Below are 17,918 nucleotides of genomic sequence, written 5' to 3'. Positions count from 1 at the left end.
TATTACTCATGAGTAACACTGCTTTGTCATTCCAGCACGAACAGATAGGTTGCAGGCATGTCCACACCCGACTTCATCGCACGTTCCGTACTTGTCACCGGAGGTAACAGAGGCATCGGCCTTGCCATCGCTCAGCGGCTCGCCGCCGACGGCCACAAGGTCGCCGTCACTCACCGTGGCTCGGGCGCGCCGGAAGGTCTGCTCGGCGTCGTGTGCGACGTCACCGATTCTGCATCCGTCGACGCTGCGTTCAAAGAGGTCGAGGAGAAGCAGGGGCCTGTCGAGGTGCTGGTGGCCAACGCGGGGATCACCGACGACACGTTGTTGATGCGCATGACGGAGGAGCAGTTCGAGAGAGTTCTCGATGCGAACCTCACCGGTGCATTCCGCGTTGCCAAGCGTGCCAACCGCGCGATGTTGCGCGCCCGATGGGGCCGAATGGTGTTTCTCAGTTCCGTCGTCGCACTGGGCGGTGGACCTGGTCAGATCAACTACGCCGCGTCCAAGGCGGGCGTCATCGGTATGGCACGGTCCATTACGCGTGAACTCGGGTCGCGGTCGATCACCGCCAACGTCGTCTCGCCCGGTTTCATCGAAACGGACATGACTGCCGAGCTTCCCGACGACCTTCGCAGCAAGGCGAAGGAGTTCATTCCGCTGCAGCGGCTCGGCCAACCGGAGGATGTGGCGGCCGTCGTGAGTTTCCTGGCCGGCCCGGACTCCGCGTACGTGTCGGGTGCAGTCATCCCGGTCGACGGTGGCATGGGCATGGGTCACTGATTTTCTTCGTTTTCTCTTTTCGATTCGATCTGTAAGGAATACACATGGGCGGACTGCTCGAAGGCAAGACAATTCTCGTGACCGGCATCATCACCGATGCCTCGATCGCGTTCCACGCCGCCGCAATGGCGCAGAACCAGGGCGCGAAGGTCATCATCACCGGCTTCGACAGGCTCCGCCTGATCGACCGCATCGCGCAGCGGCTCCCGCAGCCGGTGCCCCCGGCGATCGAACTGGACGCAACCAACGAGGAGCACCTGGCCGCTCTGGCCGACCGCGTTCGCGAACTCGCACCCGAGGGTGTCGACGGCGTACTGCACTCCATCGCTTTCGCGCCGCGCACTCTGATGGGACCGGACGCGAAGCCGTTCCTGGACGGTCCGGGCCCCGACGCTTCGCGTGCGTTCGAGATCTCCGCATGGAGCTACGCCTCGCTGGCGCGCGCCGTGCTCCCCGTCATGAACGAGGGCGGATCGATCGTCGGAATGGACTTCGACCCGCGCACCGCCATGCCGTACTACAACTGGATGGGCGTTGCCAAGGCCGCGCTCGAGTCGGTCAACCGGTACGTCGCCCGCGAGGTCGGTCAGGCCAAGCGCGTTCGCTCGAACCTCGTTGCCGCAGGCCCTATCCGCACTTTAGCAGCCAAGGCCATCGCAGGCACAGCGACGGGCGATGCCGCCAAGATGCAGCAGCTCAACGAGTACTGGGACGGTGCATCGCCCATCGGTTGGAACTACGACGACCCGACGGCCGTTGCCAAGTCGATCGTTGCGCTTCTGTCCGATTGGCTGCCGGGCACCACCGGCTCGATCATCTACGTGGACGGCGGCGCGAGCCACAACACGTACCTCCCGGACAACGTCTGATTCTCTTCTCCGTCCGCCCGGGGAGGGGCGTGTTCGGTCACATCCTCCTCGGGCGCACAATGGACCGATGACCGACTCTCGTGGTGTCGATGGTTTCGATGCGTTGCTGTTCCTGTCCTTCGGTGGCCCCGAAGACCCGTCACACGTTCGGCCGTTCCTCGAGAACGTCACCCGTGGACGCGGTGTGCCGCCCGAGCGGCTCGACGCGGTCGTCGAGCACTACATGCACTTCGGTGGAGTCTCGCCCATCAATGGACTCAACCGCGACATCATCGCGACGGTCGAATCCGAGTTGGCATCGGCGTCGATCTCCCTACCGGTGTACTTCGGTAACCGGAACTGGCATCCGATGGTCGAGGACACGGTCGCCCGGATGACCGAGGACGGTGTTCGCCGCGCGCTGGTGTTTCCGACGTCAGCTTGGGGTGGTTATTCCGGGTGCAGGCAATACCACGAGGACATCGCACGTGCTCGTGAATCGGTAGGTGACGGCGCACCCGAGTTGGTCAAGATCCGGCAGTTCTACGACCACCCCCTGATGATCGACTCCTTCGCCGACGCGATCACCGCCGCATTGGAACAGTTGCCTGCCGACAAACGTGCCGGAGCGCGACTCGTGTTCACTGCACATTCCATTCCCAGCGCGGCCGACGCGAACGCGGGGCCGCCTAAGGACGGCGGGCACCTGTACAGCAGACAAGTCGCCGACGCATCCCGGCTGGCTGCCGAGCGAGCAGGTTTCGAGGACTACGACCTGGTGTGGCAGTCGCGTTCCGGACCACCTCAGGTTCCGTGGCTCGAGCCCGACATCTGCGACCATCTCGAACTTCTGTCGGACAAGGGTGTCGACGCGGTTCTCGTGTGCCCGGTCGGGTTCGTGTCCGATCACCTCGAGGTGGTGTGGGATCTCGACACCGAGGCACGCGACAAGGCGGCCGAACTGTCCATGGCTTTCGCGCGCGTAGCAACGCCAGGCACGGATCCACGGTTCGCGAAGATGATCGTCGAGTTGGTGGGGGAGTACGTCGGCGACACCTCTCCCCGCGGGATCGGTAGCGTCCCCCGTTACGGTTCGACGGCAAACGGTGATCGCTGCGCACTCAACTGCTGCGAGCAACCTGCGCGTCGTCGTCCGGTCGGCGCACCTCGCTGACGCAACGCACACTCGTCGGCCCCGACTCGGCTCCGCTCAGGCCCGAGGCGCTCCCTCTTCGATGCTGCGCGCCACAGCGCTGAGTCGCGCAGCCCGCACGGCCGACCACAGAGGCCGTATGAGGTTCTCCCTCGCTGCCTCTGCTGCAGCGGTAGGAGCCTCGGTGGGTGAATCGTGCTGAGCAACGGACAGTATCGCGGACACCCGGTCGGCCGACTCCAGCACACGAAGCGCTCGTTCGGGAGTGTCGATCGGATAGCGATGTCGCGCAAGCGATTCCAACTCGGCGGCAATCCGAGTGCGGGGGTCACCGTTCGGAGTGCGCGTCGGCAGTGCCGACATGGTTCCGAGAGCCTCGGCGGCACCGCGCACGGCGTCGCGCATCGCGTATTCCGCCTCACCCAGTGAGAAGTCGCGTACGAAGTGATCGGGAACCCGGACGGTGTGCACCGTCCAGCGCATCACGTCCGGGCCCTCGACGGCAGGTACCAGACCGATTCCGTCGGCTCCGGGAGCGCCGACGAGAACAGCCTGACCGGTGACCAGTGCCGCACGGGAGAACGCGGTACCGGGCGTGAGATTCTGCGCAGATCCAGGCGAGGGAAGAAGCAGTTCGATTCCTGGGTTCCCCGGCTGTCGGGCACCGCCCGGCGCGCGGCCCGACGTCGCACGCACGAGCGTCAACAACGCTGCGATGCCGTCGGCACGCGGGCTCGGCCACGCCAGCGACGCGGAGGCTGCAGTTGCCTCGTCCGCAGCCACGACCAGATGCATCGGCGCCCATTCGGCCATGGCGTCGATCACGTCGTCCGGTGCGCTCACGCCGGCCAACCACGAACTCGCCCATACGGCGAGGCTTGCACTGGGAGAACTCACGGCTCACCAGTTTAGGCCGGGAGTGGAGCCTGCAGAAATGACCCGGGAGAAGCCGGGAGTGGAGCCTGCAGAAATGACCCGGGAGAAGCCGGGAGTGGAGCCTGCAGAAATGACCCGTGAGTCGAGGCTTTCGAACGGCGTGGCGTTCGGCTCGGGTGCTGTGGGTTCGGCTAGCGTGTTCGGCCGTGGCGGATATGTACGGGTCGGACATTCTTGCGGGGCACAGTCGGATGCGGAAGGTGCCTGCGCCGCAGGTTCCGGCCGAGCGTGGGCTCGTGGTCGAGGACGCGGCGACCGGGTACTGCGGCGCTGTCGTGGGGTTCGAGCGAACGTACGACGGTGATTTCGTGCGCCTGGAGGACGCGGCACGAACCACACGTCTGTTCGCGTTGCGGGAGGCTGCGTTCCTGATCGACGGAAAGCGGGTGACGTTGGTACGTGCCGCTGTGGCTCCGAAGGCGGGCCCCTCTCGGTCGGCGTCGGGTTCCACCCGTGTCGAAGGGCTGCGTGCTCGTACGGCTCGTGCGAGCCGCATCTGGGTCGAGGGTGTCCACGACGCCGCTCTGGTCGAGCGGGTGTGGGGTCACGATCTGCGTGTCGAAGGAGTTGTGGTCGAGCACCTCGAGGGTCTCGACAATCTCGGTGAGCGTCTCGCGGAGTTCGAGCCTGGTCCTGGGCGCCGTGTCGGTGTGCTCGTCGACCATCTCGTGACGGGTTCGAAGGAGTCGAAACTGACCACGTCCTTGGGTCCGCATGTGCTCGTGACGGGCCATCCGTACATCGATGTCTGGGAAGCGGTGCGTCCCAAGGCAGTTGGTATTGCTGCATGGCCGCGGATTCCGCGCGGCGAGGATTGGAAGACCGGTATCTGCCGGGAGCTGGGGTGGGGATCTCCGCGCGACGGTTGGCGACGTGTGTACGAATCGGTGTCCAGTTTCCGCGATCTCGAGGCGCCGTTGATCGGTGCGGTCGAGCAGCTGGTCGATTTCGTCACCGAGCCCCAGTGACCGAGCCCCCCGTTGACTCGGCGCCGGTAATCGCAGTGCAGTAACCGCGCTGCAGTAACCGATCGGTTGCTGTAGTGAGTTGTCACCTCGCCCTCACCGGCAGATGTCCGATTTGTGGTTCACTGGGGGTGTGGCAGCGATTATCTGGCTCATCGCGGGCGTCCTCCTTGCGGCGGCCGAGGCACTGACGGGTGATTTCTTCCTGCTGATGATCGCCGGAGGGGCCCTGGCAACGGCCGGAGTGTCGTCGATAACAGATTTTCCGGTGTGGGTCGATGCCGTGGTGTTCGCCGTCGTGTCGTTGGCCCTCGTTCTCGGGGTGCGTCCGATTCTGCTGCGCAAGTTCGCGAAACCGCCTGTCCTGCCGACCGGAATCGAGGCGTTGTCGGGCAAGAGTGCGCTGGTGCTCGAACAGGTGTCGGCCACCGAAGGTCAGGTGAAGATCGGCGGTGAGGTGTGGACGGCGCGTCCTCTGGATTCCACCGAGGTGTACGCGCCGGGGACCACAGTGACCGTGATGGAAATAGACGGCGCAACTGCGCTCGTGTGGAGAGGACCGTAGTCGAACATGGCAGCACTCATCGTTCTGGGCGTGATCGTCCTTCTTGTCGTCGTTCTGGTGGCCAAATCGGTTGCGCTGGTACCGCAGGCCGAGGCCGCGGTGATCGAGCGGCTCGGTAGGTATTCGAAGACTGTGTCGGGGCAGCTGACGTTCCTCGTTCCGTTCGTCGATCGGGTTCGCGCGAAAGTCGATCTGCGGGAACGGGTTGTGTCCTTTCCACCGCAGCCGGTGATCACGAAGGACAACTTGACGGTGTCGATCGACACTGTCGTGTACTTCCAGGTCACCAATCCTCAGGCCGCCGTCTACGAGATCAACAACTACATCGTGGGCGTGGAGCAGTTGACGACGACCACGCTGCGCAACGTCGTCGGTGGCATGACCTTGGAGGAGACGCTCACGTCTCGCGACTCCATCAACGGCCAATTGCGCGGGGTCCTGGACGAGGCGACCGGGCGATGGGGCCTGCGCGTGGCACGTGTGGAACTGAAGAGCATCGATCCGCCGCCGTCGATCCAGGAGTCGATGGAGAAGCAGATGAAGGCCGACCGTGAGAAACGAGCGACGATTCTGACGGCGGAGGGACACCGCGAGTCCGCGATCAAGACGGCCGAGGGTGACAAGCAGAGTCGGATCCTTGCAGCCGAGGGCGCCAAGCAGGCGTCGATTCTCACGGCCGAGGGTGAGCGTCAGTCCAGAATTCTTCGGGCCCAAGGCGATCGGGCTGCGAAGTACCTTCAGGCGCAGGGACAGGCCAAGGCAATCGAAAAGGTCTTCGCGGCCATCAAAGCGGGCAAGCCGACGCCCGAACTCTTGGCCTACCAGTACATGCAGACGCTGCCTCAGATGGCGCAGGGTGACGCCAACAAGGTCTGGATGATCCCCAGCGACTTCGGAGATGCGTTGAAGGGATTCGCCAAGACCCTCGGCGCACCAGGGGAAGACGGTGTGTTCCGGTTCCAGCCGAGCGACACCTCGGGTACGGACACCAAACCCGAGGACGACTCGGAAGAAGTCGCGGATTGGTTCGAGACGAAGAGCGATCCGGCTGTCGCGGAGGCCGTGGCGGCTGCGGAAGCCGTTGCGCGCACGCCCGTCGACACCTCCCTTGCTCCCGATCCCAGTCTGACGAAAGGGCTCGACGTAGGCGAGCTGTCGGCGGGGCCGGCGCATCAGCAGTGGACTGCGCCTCAGGCTGAACCGGAGCGGTAAGAAGCGACGCGGGTCGTCGCAGTTCGCGCTGCCGGTCGGACGGTCAGGTGGTCGATCGGTCAGGTGGTCGATCGGTCAGGTGGTCGATCGGTCAGGTGGTCAGGGCGAGGCCGACTCCGCAGACGGCGACGGCCCACATGACACTCGCGAAGGTGCCGATGATGAACTGCTCGGAGGCCGACGTCGCGGCAGGCGACTGGGCTGACGGCTCGCTGGCACGCAGTTCCGGATAGCGGGCAAGCCCTTTGACGGCCAAGACGATCGCGATGCCCTCGGGCCAACCGGACAGGATGGATGCCGCGACCGCCGTGCGCTCGAGGACTCCGATGGTGCGTCCGCCGTGCAGTGGTCCCGGCGAATCGTCGGGTCCGGGCGTGCCGCTCCGCCGGGCAACTGCGAAGACCGCCGGAACGATGCCGGAACCGCCTACAGCGGCTACGGCGACCGTGACCACGTACGTGGTGGCCAACATGAATCCGTGTACCGGGTCGGTCAGAGACGCGCAGACGGCAGCGATCGCGAGCAGACCCACGGACGTGACTGCAGGCACCCACGTCGGCAGCCGGGTGGGCAGTCGGCCTGTTGACGGGGCGATCGACGCCGTGGCCGAGGCGACCAGAAGTATCTGCGTCATGACGGTCGTCAGTGCCGAAACGGACATCGGTTTCTCCCTCGAATGTGCCTGCCGTGCCGAGCCGTCACAGTCGGTCCTCGTGACCGGACAGGTCGCTCAGTAGATGTTCGGCCAGTGTTCGCCCGCCCGATTCGATACTCCACCTCGCCACCGACAATCTCTGTGACATCGCTTGCTTGCTGATGCCGAGTATCTCGGCGGCGCTGGTCTGCGTGTGGCCGGCAGTCATGAGGTCCACTGCGGCGTGGCCTTGCTCGGTTCGGTCGGTGACGAGCAGTGCGACCAGTATCAGTGCTGTCTCGGCGTCCGCTGCGGCGGCGGCGAGATCGTCGCGTGCGCTGGCGACTGCGACGCCACCCGGTGCGTTCTTGGCTCGGGTCACGGCGTCACGGGCTGCTTCGAACGCGTGTCCTCGTCCGGCCCGGGTGGTGGTGGGGAGCGGGAGTTCGACGGCGCCGACTCCGATGCCGATACTCCAGTGCTGTTCGCGGGCGAGGCGTAGTGCGACGTCGACGACGGTGCGCGCTCCGGTGGGCGAGTTCTCCACGACGGCCTGAACCTCGTCGCCCGCGGTTCGGTCGAACGGACGGAGGAGCGGCACGCCGTGCATGGCCTCGAGTAGGTCTTCGACGCGATCGCGTTCGCGTCGGCTTCCACGCTGATCGATCGTCATGACAAACATTCGTCAAGGCTAGTGCCTTGAAATATGCAAGTCAACGTTTTTGACTTGACTCCTGAATATCAAGCTCCACGGCTTGACGTGCCCGGGTTCGACCGCGCGTCGTCAGGCGCCAGTCCACGATCAGGCCCAGCACGCCCAGTGCAATGCAGGACGCCGACAACGCGAGCATCACCGGATCGGCGTTCCCGCCCAGCGCATCGCCCAGCACCACGATGCCCACTGTTCCGGGCACGACCCCGACGGCAGTGGCCAACGCGAACGGGGCGATGCGAATCGACGACACCCCGCAGCAGTAGTTGACCACCGAGAACGGAACGGGCGCGATCAACCGCAGCGAGCCCACCGCGAGCCAGCCTCGGCGAGCCAGGCTGTCGTCGATGGCCTTGACCGCCGGGTGGGTCATCCTGGTTGCGAACCATTCCCGACCTACTGCCCGGACCATGAGCAGCGCGATCACCGCGCTGACCGTGGACGCGCCGACGGTGACCACGATGCCGGTCACCGACCCGAACAAGACGCCCGCGGCAAGGGTGAAGAGCGTACGAGGGATCGGGGCAACCGTGACCAGTGCGTGCACGGCGAAGAACACGAGTGGGAACGCGGGACCGATCGAATGCGACCACTCGCGGATCTGAGCGACGGACGGATGTGGCGTGAAAGCTGCAGCGAGAGCGAGGACCAGGAGAAGGAGAACGAGGCCGATGAGCCGGGGGTCTCGAAAGCGCCTCTTCACATTCGCCGACAGTACCGGCAACCGCCCGGCAGCGACGCTTGCCGAACCCGATGCCCGCGCAGGCATGAGGTGATCCTCACGATAGTCTTCCAACAATCGCGGTTAACATCACAGACGTCGTAATTTGTCGATCTGCGTGCCGATCGAGTCGAGGGAGCAGTCACTGTGTCCGTTGCTTCACCAGAGAGCGCTTCGCAAGATGACGCTTCCATCAGTGCGTATGTCGTGTGGCAGAAGGCCGTCGCGGGCGTCCTCGCGAAGTCGAGACGAGTGGACGTCGCGGACCTTCCGGTCGATGCGGAGCACATGCTCGACGCAGTGACCTACGACGGAGTCTCGATCGCGCCGCTCTACGGTGTGCGCGACGAGCAACCGGAACATCCGCTGCCGGGCGTCCACCCGTTCGTTCGTGGCCGTGACCGTACTCGCGACGTGAACGCCGGCTGGACTGTCAGTGCGAAGTTCGGTGCAGGGAACTCCGACCCGGAGTCCATCAACGAGTCCATTCTGGACGGGTTGAACAACGGAATCAGTGGAGTGTGGCTCTCGATCGGTGGATCCGGACTTCCGGCGACCGGGGTAGCGCGTGCGCTGGACGGTGTTCTGTTGGATCTGGCTCCGGTGGTCGTCGACGCCGGGTCGGACGTCGCCGCGGCAGCCGACGCGATCTTCGCGGTGGCGGATTCCTCGAAGCTCGAAGACCGTGCCGCTGTCGACATCCGCTTGGGCGCTGCGCCGCTGACGGCCCGATTCGCCGGTGTCGGCGCTGTGAGCGTCGACGATGCGGTCGCGCTCGCCGTTCGCTCCGAGGCTCGTCCCGAGACCGTGCGCGCGATCACGGTGGACGGCACCGTGTTTCACAATGCCGGAGCGAGCGATACCCAGGAGGTGGGTGCATCGGTCGCGGCCGGATTGGAATACCTGCGTGCGCTGACCGCAGCAGGGTTGACGGCCGAGCAGGCTCTGGGGCAGATCGAGTTCCGTTTCGCCGCCACGGACGACCAATTCCAGACGATCGCAAAGTTCCGTGCAGCTCGAATGGCGTGGGCGCGGGTGGCTCAGGTCATCGGCGCGCCGGACGCGGGCGGCGCCCCGCAACACGCCGTCACCTCCGAGGCGATGATGAGCCAGCGTGATCCGTGGGTGAACATGCTGCGTACCACGCTTGCTACGTTCGGTGCAGGCATCGGTGGGGCAGACGCGGTGACCGTGCTGCCCTTCGACGCTGCCCTCGACGGTGGCGCTGCCGGAGTGTCGAAGACCTTTGCGGCCAGGATCGCTCGCAACACGCAGCTGCTGTTGCTCGAGGAATCGCATTTGGGGAGGGTGCTCGATCCGGGTGCCGGGTCCTGGTACATCGAGAAGCTCACCGACGACCTTGCGGCGAGAGCGTGGGAGTTCACCCAGAGCATCGAATCCGACGGAGGGTATCTCGCCGCGCTCGACTCGGGGTCGATGGCGGTTGCCATAGACCAGACGAAGGCGCAGCGCGATTCCGACGTCGCGCACCGGCGTACGCCGTTGACCGGAGTGAACGAGTTCCCGAACCTGGCCGAGGCGCCGATACCGCCCCAACCTGCCGCCACCGTCGCCCGGTACGGCGCTGCGTTCGAGGCGCTGCGAGACCGGTCGGATGCCTACCTGCTCCAACACGATGTGCGTCCACTTGCGCTTCTGGCACCGATCGGATCGGTTGCCGAGCACAACGTGCGAACGACCTTCGCGGCCAACCTCCTTGCATCCGGTGGAATCCACACCGAGAACCCGGGGCCACTGACCACCGATACGATCGCGGACGCGGTGCACAGTTCCGGAGCACGGGTGGCGGTGCTGTGCGGTACCGACCAGCGGTACGTCGACGAAGCGGGACCGGCGGTACTTGCATTGCGTCGAGCGGGAATCGAGCGTGTTCTTCTCGCCGGGCCCGAGAAGGTCTTCGGCCGCCCCGACGCTGATTCCGGTGTCGACGATGCGAGCCGCCCTGACGACTTCCTCACCGCCAAGGTCGACGCTGTTGCCGTGTTGACCGATCTTCTCGATTACCTGGGAGCCTGACGATGACCACTCATGACTCTCGTACGTCGCACGTCATCGGCAGTTTCGCCGATGTGCCGCTGAAGGATCCGTCGACACGTGCTGACGCCGCGCCGACGGCCGAAGACGTGACAGCACACATCGAGGCCGGTGCGGCAGCGAACAACTACACCGCCGAGCAGGTCGTGTGGTCCACTCCCGAGGGTATCGATGTGAAACCGGTGTACACCAAGGTCGATCGCGACGAGGTGGAGGCGCAGGGGTACCCGCTGGGCAGCTATCCCGGAACCCCGCCGTTCGTGCGCGGACCGTACCCGACGATGTACGTCAACCAGCCGTGGACCATTCGGCAGTACGCCGGCTTCTCGACGGCGGCGGAATCCAATGCGTTCTATCGCCGTAATCTCGCCGCCGGTCAGAAAGGTCTGTCCGTCGCGTTCGACCTCGCGACGCACCGTGGGTACGACTCGGATCATCCACGCGTGCAGGGCGACGTCGGAATGGCGGGTGTTGCCATCGATTCCATCTACGACATGCGCCAGCTGTTCGACGGCATCGACCTCGGCAGCGTGTCGGTGTCGATGACGATGAACGGTGCGGTCCTGCCGATTCTGGCGTTGTACGTCGCCGCAGCCGAGGAACAAGGTGTGCCGCCCGAGAAGCTTGCGGGCACCATCCAGAACGACATCCTCAAAGAGTTCATGGTGCGCAACACCTACATCTATCCGCCGAAGCCGTCGATGCGGATCATCTCGGACATCTTCGCGTACACGAGCGCGAAGATGCCCAAGTACAACTCGATCTCCATCTCCGGCTACCACATCCAGGAAGCCGGCGCGACAGCAGATCTGGAGCTGGCGTACACCCTGGCCGACGGTGTCGAATACATCCGCGCCGGGCTCGACGCGGGTATGGACATCGACACGTTCGCGCCGCGTCTGTCGTTCTTCTGGGCCATCGGCATGAACTTCTTCATGGAGGTCGCCAAGCTCCGCGCGGGTCGCCTTCTGTGGTCGGAGCTGGTGCAGAAGTTCGAACCGAAGAGCGCGAAATCGCGTTCCTTGCGCACACATTCGCAGACCTCGGGGTGGTCGCTCACCGCTCAGGACGTGTTCAACAACGTCGCGCGCACCTGTGTGGAGGCGATGGCGGCGACACAGGGCCACACACAGTCGTTGCACACCAACGCACTCGACGAGGCGTTGGCGCTGCCCACGGACTTCTCCGCTCGCATCGCCCGCAACACTCAGTTGCTGATTCAGCAGGAATCCAACACCGTGCGCCCCATCGATCCGTGGGGCGGCTCGCATTACGTCGAATGGCTCACCCACCAGTTGGCCGATCGTGCGCGTGCACACATCGCAGAGGTCGAGGCCGCGGGCGGCATGGCTCGAGCTATCGGCGAGGGTATTCCGAAACTTCGCATCGAAGAGGCCGCGGCGCGGACCCAGGCTCGCATCGACTCCGGTCGGCAGCCGCTGGTGGGCGTCAACAAGTACGTCCCGGACGAGCCCGACACCATCGAGGTTCTCAAGGTCGAGAACTCGAAGGTCCGCACGGAACAGATCGAGAAGCTGACACGTCTGCGCACCGAGCGAGACAACGCGGCCGTCGAAGAGGCGCTGGCCAACCTGACCAGGGCGGCAGCGACGTCGGAGAGCGGGCTCGAGAACAATCTGCTGCACCTGGCCATCGACGCAGCGCGCAAGATGGCCACCGTCGGGGAGATCTCCGACGCGCTGGAGAAGGTCTATGGGCGCCATCAGGCGGAAATCCGGACAATCAGTGGTGTGTATCGCGACGAAGCCGGCAAAGCGAAGAATCTGACCAAGGCCACCGAGCTGGTCGAGCAGTTCGCCGAGGACGAGGGACGCCGACCGCGAGTCCTGGTCTGCAAGATGGGCCAGGACGGTCACGACCGTGGTCAGAAGGTCATCGCGACGGCGTTCGCGGACATCGGATTCGACGTCGACGTCGGCCCGCTGTTCCAGACTCCGGAGGAGGTCGCACGTCAGGCGGCCGACAACGACGTTCACGTCGTCGGAGTGTCCTCGTTGGCTGCAGGCCACCTGACGTTGGTTCCCGCGCTGCGGGAAGCGCTCGCGGCGGTGGACCGCCCCGACATCATGATCGTCGTCGGCGGTGTCATCCCTCCGGGTGACTTCGACGAGCTCTACGCGGCAGGCGCCGCGGCGATCTTCCCGCCGGGAACGGTGATCGCGGACGCCGCGATCGGGCTCGTGGAGAAACTGTCGGTGCAGCTGGGTCACACTCCGCCCGATGCGCCGCGCGAGGCATCTGCCTGAACATGAGTTCTCCCAACAGAGGTGGTCGCACGATCGACATCGATGCGGTCGCGAGGTCGGTACTGTCCGGCGAACGGTCGGGGTTGGCTCGCGCGATCACTCTGGTGGAGTCGACGCGAGACGACCACCGAGACCTGGCTCAGCAGCTGCTGCTGCAGTTGCTGCCCAGGGCCGGTGGCTCACACCGCGTCGGAATCACCGGCGTTCCCGGGGTGGGCAAATCCACGTTCATCGACGCACTCGGGATGTACCTGATCGGCAAGGGGCATCGAGTCGCGGTGCTGGCGGTGGATCCGTCGTCGACGAGGACCGGTGGGTCGATCCTCGGTGACAAGACTCGAATGGCGAACCTGGCGGTTCAGAAGGACGCGTACATCCGGCCGTCCCCGACGTCGGGAACGCTCGGAGGAGTGGCACGGGCGACACGCGAGACGATCGTGCTCCTCGAGGCGGCAGGTTTCGACGTCATCCTCGTCGAGACCGTCGGTGTCGGGCAGTCCGAGGTCACGGTGGCCAACATGGTGGACTGCTTCGCGTTTCTGACCCTCGCGCGCACCGGCGATCAGCTGCAGGGCATCAAGAAGGGCGTTCTCGAACTCGCCGACCTCGTGGCCGTCAACAAGGCCGACGGCAAACACGCGATCGAGGCGAAGAGCGCGGCGCGCGAGCTGTCGGGGGCGCTACGGATGATCTACCCGCACGACGCGATCTGGCATCCGCCGGTCCTGACGATGAGTGCCCTCGAGAAGATCGGCCTCGACGACTTCTGGAACACAGTGCTGAAACATCAGCAGGTGTTGTCGGACGCGGGTCAGTTCGCGGAGAAGCGACGCACCCAGCAGGTCGACTGGACCTGGACCATGGTCAACGATCAGTTGCTGCGACGACTGGCATCCAATCCGGCAGTCCGGGCGATACGAGGCGATGTCGAACGACAGGTTCGCGACGGTTCGCTCACGGCCGCCCTGGCGGCGAAGGAGATCGTCGACGCGTTCGACGGCGTCTGACCTGTCGGTCAGCGCGGGTACAGGCGTTCCGCAAGTGCGCCGACACGGTCGATCAACTGATCGAAGAAGGCCTCCGGGTCGGTGGACGTCGCGATCAACGCATTGTTCGGTCTGCCCCACATCCCGCGTCGATCGGCCACGGTGGTTCCGCGAGTCAGCGTTCCGGTCAGTTCCACGTCCACAACGGCGGGAACGACGTCGATGATCGAGGGTTTCAGTGCCACGGCGGCTGCGAACGGATCGTGCATGTGGGCCAGGAATCCTTGATCGTGCTCGCGGTGGAATTCCATGTAGAAACGGACGGCATCGGCGAAGTGACGCACGACGGGGTTCGATGCGGCCGATCTCGTGAAGGGCGCGTCCGATTCCGAGATGATCTCCCGCGGTGTGCTTGCGGCGCGTGCCGCGAGTCGCTCGACGTGCGAGGGATACATCTCGATGGTCTCGGTCACGTCGAGCGGGCAGACGATCGGGAGGCGATCTGCGGGTAGACCGGAGAACGCAGCGAACACCTCCGCCGCGGCTTCCGGGTCGACGGCGATGTTCCACTCACTGGTCGGTGTCGTGTTTCCCGGATGCCAGAAGGTGCCGCCCATCACGACCAGACGCTTCAGAAGCCGGGGCAGGTCGGGCTCGACACGAATGGCCGTCGCCAGGTTAGTCAGCGGTCCGGTGACCAGGCCGGTGATCTCACCCGGTCGGTCGCGCACGAGTTCCACCCAGGCCGTCGTGGCGTCTCTGGCGGAGAGAGACCGCGTCGACACGGGAAGCTCGGCGTATCCGATGCCCTGAGGTCCGTGCGTGTCCTCCGTGGTCATCAACGGTGCGACGAGGGGCGCCTGTGCCCCCAGCGTCACCTCGATGTCCGTCGCGCGGCACAGGTCGAGCCACGCGAGGTTGTTCGCGGCAACCTGATCGACCGGGACGTTCCCTGCTGTGGACGCGATGGACAGAATGTCCGCTTCCGGACTTGCCAGCAGATAGAGCAGAGCGAGCGAATCGTCGATACCGGTGTCGACGTCGACGATCAGGGGAACGGTCGGGCGGATGTCGGGTAAGGATTCAGGCACGGTGTCATCGTGCCTTCCTCGGACGCGAACCGGTCGAGCCGGGGTCGACGACACGAGATCGGACGATGTCCGGTCTGCCCGATAGATCTCAATTGTCCCTGGCGGCAACAAAATTGGCGGAATCGGTCATTGACCTGGCGATACGTCCGGAAATCGAGCCGAGCGCACGGTTCGCGGTTTGAAGACTGGTTGTTGCTCTGGCTAACGTTGTGTAAATGACAGTCGAGCATCCGCGGTGGGGACACGACCACATTCAACATCTCAGGCGCGGTGTGTTCGCCAAACTCATGCACCGTAAACCGAGACTGACCGAGGACGGGATCACCGTCGTCGACCAGCCGATGCTCAAGCGTGCGGTCTCCGCGGCGGCGCTCGGCAACACGATGGAATGGTTCGACTTCGGTGTCTACGGCTACCTCGCCGCCACGCTGGGCAAGGTGTTCTACCCGGACGCGTCGCCTGGAGTCCAGCTGATCAGCACGTTTGCGACCTTCGCCGCAGCGTTCGTGGTCCGTCCGCTCGGTGGCCTGTTCTTCGGGCCTTTGGGCGACAGGATCGGTCGCCAGAAGGTCCTCGCGGCGACCATGATCATGATGGCGATCGGCACACTCGCCGTCGGCCTCATTCCGAGTTACGCGTCCATCGGCATCTGGGCTCCGATCCTGTTGCTCGTTGCTCGACTCGTTCAGGGCTTCTCGACGGGGGGCGAGTACGGGGGAGCGACGACGTTCATCGCCGAGTACTCGCCGGACAAGAGACGCGGATTCCTGGGCAGCTGGCTCGATTTCGGAACCTTCGTGGGATACGCCATGGGGTCGGGTCTGGTGACGATCCTCAACGCCGTCCTCGGCGACGCCACGATGGTCGAATGGGGTTGGCGCATACCGTTCTTCATCGCGGGTCCCATGGGAATCATCGGGCTGTACCTGCGGCTGAAGTTGGAAGACACCCCGGCTTTCCGCAAGCAACTCGACGATCACGACAACAAGGTCAAGCAGCAGGAGAGCGGAGCGCGCGAGATCGGCAAGATCTTCACCACGCACTGGCGTGCACTGCTGATCTGCATGGGAATCGTGTTGCTGTACAACGTCACCAACTACATGGTGACGAGCTACCTGCCGACCTACTTCACCGAGGTCGTCGGTCGCAGCCAACTCAGCGCCGATCTGCTCGTGCTGTCCGCGATGGTGATCGTGGTGTCGATCATCGTCGGCGTCGGTCGACTCACGGACTGGATCGGCCGCAAACCGGTGTTCGTGTTCGGGGCGGTGGCCCAGATCGTCCTGGCGATACCGTGTTTCCTGCTCGTTCAGCAGAGCGGGTGGTTCGGCCCGCTCGTGGGATGTCTCGTTCTCGGTGTCGTGCTTGCGTGCTTCGCCGCGCCGAGTGCCTCGACGCTTCCTGCGCTCTTCCCGACGCGCGTCCGCTATGCGGCCCTGTCGATCGGCTTCAATCTGTCGGTGTCGCTCTTCGGCGGCACTACACCGCTGGTGACCTCCGCGTTGGTGACCGCGACGGGAAACACGATGATTCCGGCGTTCTATCTGATCCTGACCGGCGTGATCGGTCTGATCGCGGTCGGGTTCTTGAGGGAGTCCGCCACTCAACCTCTGGAAGGATCCCCGCCCCAGGTCGATTCGCCGAACGAGGCCAAGGAGCTGTACTCCGAGGCTTCCGCGCTGCCGGCGCCCGCCGCCTGAGGCGAACGCCGGCCACACGGTCCGTCTAGACCTTCTTGGCCCAGATCTCGAATCCGGCAGCACGTAGCCGGTTCACCAGTGCGTCACCGAGGCCGGTCGCCGGGGTGAGAACGCCCCCGCCGCCGGGCAGGTCGGCCCTGTCGTGGACCAGCGCGAGAGCGGATTCGCCCAGCATCACCGAGGTGGCCTTGTATCCGGGGTCGCCCGACGCCTTGACCCGCGACCGGTAGTGCGCGCCGGTGGTCGTGGTGGTGTAGACATCGATCGTGAAGTGACCGTTCTCCTGCGCGGAGGGGCTCGGCCCGTCACCCGGCTTGGGCAGAATGCGGTCGAGGACGGGCTTGGGCAGGAACGTCATACCGAGCACCATGGCGCCGAGCCCGGCGGATACCGCGCCGGCGATGACGGGCGACGCGATGGAGGATCCGACCGACATGACCTCGCGGTATCGAAACGCGGTGCCGTAGGCCCAGTTCCGCAGTGCGTTGCTGCGCCGTACGACTCGGGTGTTGTACGACGCCATGACGAACGGCGCCTTCCATCCGCGTACGCCCGGCGCGATGTCCTTGCCGTTGACCAGAACCACGTCGGACTGGCGGCCGAGGTCCGGTTCTGTCGATCGGTCGGGGCTCAGCGAGTACGGCCGTGCTGCGAGGCGCCGCAGTGAGCCGTCCTTCTTGACTTCCTCGATCTGTGTTCGCAGCGAATCCACGGTGCCACCGCTGACTCCACCGCGCATCGACGTGACGACCAGCGTGGTGTCGGTCAGGTCGCCTGCGTCGTCTGCTGCGACGGCAGCGTGGAGCACGTGCACGCCGAGATCCGAAGGGACCGAATCGAACCCACAGGAGTGGACGATGCGTGCACCGGTGCGTCGCGCGATCTCGTGATTGGCATCGATGCTCTTGCGTGCGAACAACACCTCGCCGGTGAGGTCCACGTAGTCGGTCCCGGCCTCGGCGCACACCGTCGTCAGAGGTAGGCCGTACTTGGCGTACGGGCCGACCGTGGTGATCACGACGCGGGTGCTCTCGGCGAGTGAGCGCAGCGCGTCGGGGTCGGTCGAGTCGGCTTCGACGAGCGGCCACTCGGTGGCGGCACCCGGCAGTGATCGCCGCGTTGCCTCCAGCTTCTGCCGCGAACGTCCCGCGAGGGCAATTCTGGTGCCGCTCGGTGCGTGCTCGGCGAGGTACTTGGCGGTGAGGCGGCCGACGAATCCGGTGGCTCCGTAGACCACGATGTCGTAGGTGCGGTCGGTGGACGGTTGATCGGTCGGCTCGGTCGAGGTCATGT

At 65.0% G+C, this 17,918-nt stretch carries 16 protein-coding genes; 10 read left to right on the top strand and 6 right to left on the bottom strand.

Annotation, left to right across the window (positions count from 1 at the left end; all coding sequences use genetic code 11):
• Nucleotides 1-57: 57 nt before the first annotated feature.
• From fabG1 to CH293_RS23660, 3 genes are all read left to right on the top strand, one after another.
• On the top strand, nt 58-780 hold the full coding sequence (fabG1, locus tag CH293_RS23670) for a 3-oxoacyl-ACP reductase FabG1 (RefSeq protein WP_019666324.1): 723 nt from the start codon (nt 58-60) through the stop codon (nt 778-780).
• 44 nt (nt 781-824) lie between these two features.
• A complete protein-coding gene (inhA, locus tag CH293_RS23665) occupies nt 825-1,649 on the top strand; it encodes an NADH-dependent enoyl-ACP reductase InhA (protein WP_020110096.1) in 825 nt (274 codons plus the stop codon).
• Nucleotides 1,650-1,716: 67 nt separating this feature from the next.
• Nucleotides 1,717-2,802 carry a ferrochelatase gene (locus CH293_RS23660; protein WP_037113220.1) on the top strand — a complete coding sequence of 362 codons (1,086 nt, stop codon included), beginning with the start codon at nt 1,717-1,719 and terminating at the stop codon, nt 2,800-2,802.
• A 36-nt stretch (nt 2,803-2,838) separates the two neighbouring features.
• Here CH293_RS23660 and CH293_RS23655 read toward each other — a convergent pair whose 3' ends face one another.
• On the bottom strand, nt 2,839-3,678 hold the full coding sequence (locus CH293_RS23655; protein ID WP_176460098.1) for a hypothetical protein: 840 nt from the start codon (nt 3,676-3,678) through the stop codon (nt 2,839-2,841).
• A gap of 194 nt (nt 3,679-3,872) precedes the next feature.
• On the opposite strand from CH293_RS23655, the gene CH293_RS23645 reads away from it, so the two are divergent.
• The 3 genes from CH293_RS23645 (at nt 3,873) to CH293_RS23635 (ending at nt 6,459) form a co-directional block, all read left to right on the top strand.
• Complete coding sequence (locus CH293_RS23645; RefSeq protein ID WP_037113221.1) at nt 3,873-4,685, top strand: DUF3097 domain-containing protein; 813 nt, start codon at nt 3,873-3,875, stop codon at nt 4,683-4,685.
• A 130-nt stretch (nt 4,686-4,815) separates the two neighbouring features.
• Nucleotides 4,816-5,247 (top strand): NfeD family protein, encoded by a 432-nt coding sequence (locus CH293_RS23640; RefSeq protein ID WP_176460097.1) that lies wholly within the window; start codon nt 4,816-4,818, stop codon nt 5,245-5,247.
• 6 nt (nt 5,248-5,253) lie between these two features.
• Nucleotides 5,254-6,459 carry an SPFH domain-containing protein gene (locus CH293_RS23635; protein ID WP_037113224.1) on the top strand — a complete coding sequence of 402 codons (1,206 nt, stop codon included), beginning with the start codon at nt 5,254-5,256 and terminating at the stop codon, nt 6,457-6,459.
• A 91-nt stretch (nt 6,460-6,550) separates the two neighbouring features.
• Here CH293_RS23635 and CH293_RS23630 read toward each other — a convergent pair whose 3' ends face one another.
• The 3 genes from CH293_RS23630 to CH293_RS23620 are packed head-to-tail and all read right to left on the bottom strand — an operon-like array spanning nt 6,551 to nt 8,574.
• Entirely contained in the window at nt 6,551-7,120 is a 570-nt protein-coding gene (locus tag CH293_RS23630) for a hypothetical protein (RefSeq protein ID WP_037113226.1), read from the bottom strand.
• 37 nt (nt 7,121-7,157) lie between these two features.
• Entirely contained in the window at nt 7,158-7,775 is a 618-nt protein-coding gene (locus CH293_RS23625) for a hypothetical protein (RefSeq protein ID WP_037113227.1), read from the bottom strand.
• Between the two features lie 31 nt (nt 7,776-7,806).
• On the bottom strand, nt 7,807-8,574 hold the full coding sequence (locus tag CH293_RS23620) for a TVP38/TMEM64 family protein (RefSeq protein WP_255122967.1): 768 nt from the start codon (nt 8,572-8,574) through the stop codon (nt 7,807-7,809).
• A gap of 99 nt (nt 8,575-8,673) precedes the next feature.
• On the opposite strand from CH293_RS23620, the gene CH293_RS23615 reads away from it, so the two are divergent.
• The 3 genes from CH293_RS23615 to meaB are packed head-to-tail and all read left to right on the top strand — an operon-like array spanning nt 8,674 to nt 13,855.
• The gene (locus CH293_RS23615; protein WP_094721656.1) at nt 8,674-10,563 is read left to right on the top strand and encodes a methylmalonyl-CoA mutase family protein; all 1,890 of its coding nucleotides are present in this window, start codon (nt 8,674-8,676) and stop codon (nt 10,561-10,563) included.
• 2 nt (nt 10,564-10,565) lie between these two features.
• The gene (gene scpA, locus CH293_RS23610; RefSeq protein WP_037113229.1) at nt 10,566-12,848 is read left to right on the top strand and encodes a methylmalonyl-CoA mutase; all 2,283 of its coding nucleotides are present in this window, start codon (nt 10,566-10,568) and stop codon (nt 12,846-12,848) included.
• A 2-nt stretch (nt 12,849-12,850) separates the two neighbouring features.
• Nucleotides 12,851-13,855, top strand: a complete 1,005-nt coding sequence (gene meaB, locus CH293_RS23605) for a methylmalonyl Co-A mutase-associated GTPase MeaB (RefSeq protein ID WP_094721655.1) — start codon at nt 12,851-12,853, stop codon at nt 13,853-13,855.
• A gap of 8 nt (nt 13,856-13,863) precedes the next feature.
• Here meaB and CH293_RS23600 read toward each other — a convergent pair whose 3' ends face one another.
• A complete protein-coding gene (locus tag CH293_RS23600; protein ID WP_176460096.1) occupies nt 13,864-14,925 on the bottom strand; it encodes a nucleoside hydrolase in 1,062 nt (353 codons plus the stop codon).
• A 215-nt stretch (nt 14,926-15,140) separates the two neighbouring features.
• On the opposite strand from CH293_RS23600, the gene proP reads away from it, so the two are divergent.
• Nucleotides 15,141-16,625 carry a glycine betaine/L-proline transporter ProP gene (gene proP / locus CH293_RS23595; protein ID WP_037113234.1) on the top strand — a complete coding sequence of 495 codons (1,485 nt, stop codon included), beginning with the start codon at nt 15,141-15,143 and terminating at the stop codon, nt 16,623-16,625.
• Nucleotides 16,626-16,650: 25 nt separating this feature from the next.
• Here the strand turns inward: proP and CH293_RS23590 are convergent, their stop codons facing one another.
• Nucleotides 16,651-17,916, bottom strand: a complete 1,266-nt coding sequence (locus CH293_RS23590) for a trans-acting enoyl reductase family protein (protein WP_037113235.1) — start codon at nt 17,914-17,916, stop codon at nt 16,651-16,653.
• Nucleotides 17,917-17,918: the final 2 nt, after the last annotated feature.

The sequence above is a fragment of the Rhodococcus sp. 14-2470-1b genome (assembly GCF_002259415.1).
Lineage (GTDB): Bacteria > Actinomycetota > Actinomycetes > Mycobacteriales > Mycobacteriaceae > Rhodococcoides.
Note: the sequence above shows the minus strand (reverse complement) of the source record. Positions and strands in the feature narration are given on the sequence as shown.

What these genes read in the sequence shown, in the direction of transcription:
- fabG1 (WP_019666324.1), top strand. Translation starts at nt 58, where the DNA reads ATGTCCACACCCGACTTCATCGCACGTTCCGTACTTGTCACCGGAGGT.
- inhA (WP_020110096.1), top strand. Translation starts at nt 825, where the DNA reads ATGGGCGGACTGCTCGAAGGCAAGACAATTCTCGTGACCGGCATCATC.
- CH293_RS23660 (WP_037113220.1), top strand. Translation starts at nt 1,717, where the DNA reads ATGACCGACTCTCGTGGTGTCGATGGTTTCGATGCGTTGCTGTTCCTG.
- CH293_RS23645 (WP_037113221.1), top strand. Translation starts at nt 3,873, where the DNA reads ATGTACGGGTCGGACATTCTTGCGGGGCACAGTCGGATGCGGAAGGTG.
- CH293_RS23635 (WP_037113224.1), top strand. Translation starts at nt 5,254, where the DNA reads ATGGCAGCACTCATCGTTCTGGGCGTGATCGTCCTTCTTGTCGTCGTT.
- CH293_RS23630 (WP_037113226.1), bottom strand. Translation starts at nt 7,120, where the DNA reads ATGTCCGTTTCGGCACTGACGACCGTCATGACGCAGATACTTCTGGTC.
- CH293_RS23625 (WP_037113227.1), bottom strand. Translation starts at nt 7,775, where the DNA reads ATGTTTGTCATGACGATCGATCAGCGTGGAAGCCGACGCGAACGCGAT.
- CH293_RS23620 (WP_255122967.1), bottom strand. Translation starts at nt 8,574, where the DNA reads ATGCCTGCGCGGGCATCGGGTTCGGCAAGCGTCGCTGCCGGGCGGTTG.
- scpA (WP_037113229.1), top strand. Translation starts at nt 10,566, where the DNA reads ATGACCACTCATGACTCTCGTACGTCGCACGTCATCGGCAGTTTCGCC.
- meaB (WP_094721655.1), top strand. Translation starts at nt 12,851, where the DNA reads ATGAGTTCTCCCAACAGAGGTGGTCGCACGATCGACATCGATGCGGTC.
- proP (WP_037113234.1), top strand. Translation starts at nt 15,141, where the DNA reads ATGACAGTCGAGCATCCGCGGTGGGGACACGACCACATTCAACATCTC.
- CH293_RS23590 (WP_037113235.1), bottom strand. Translation starts at nt 17,916, where the DNA reads ATGACCTCGACCGAGCCGACCGATCAACCGTCCACCGACCGCACCTAC.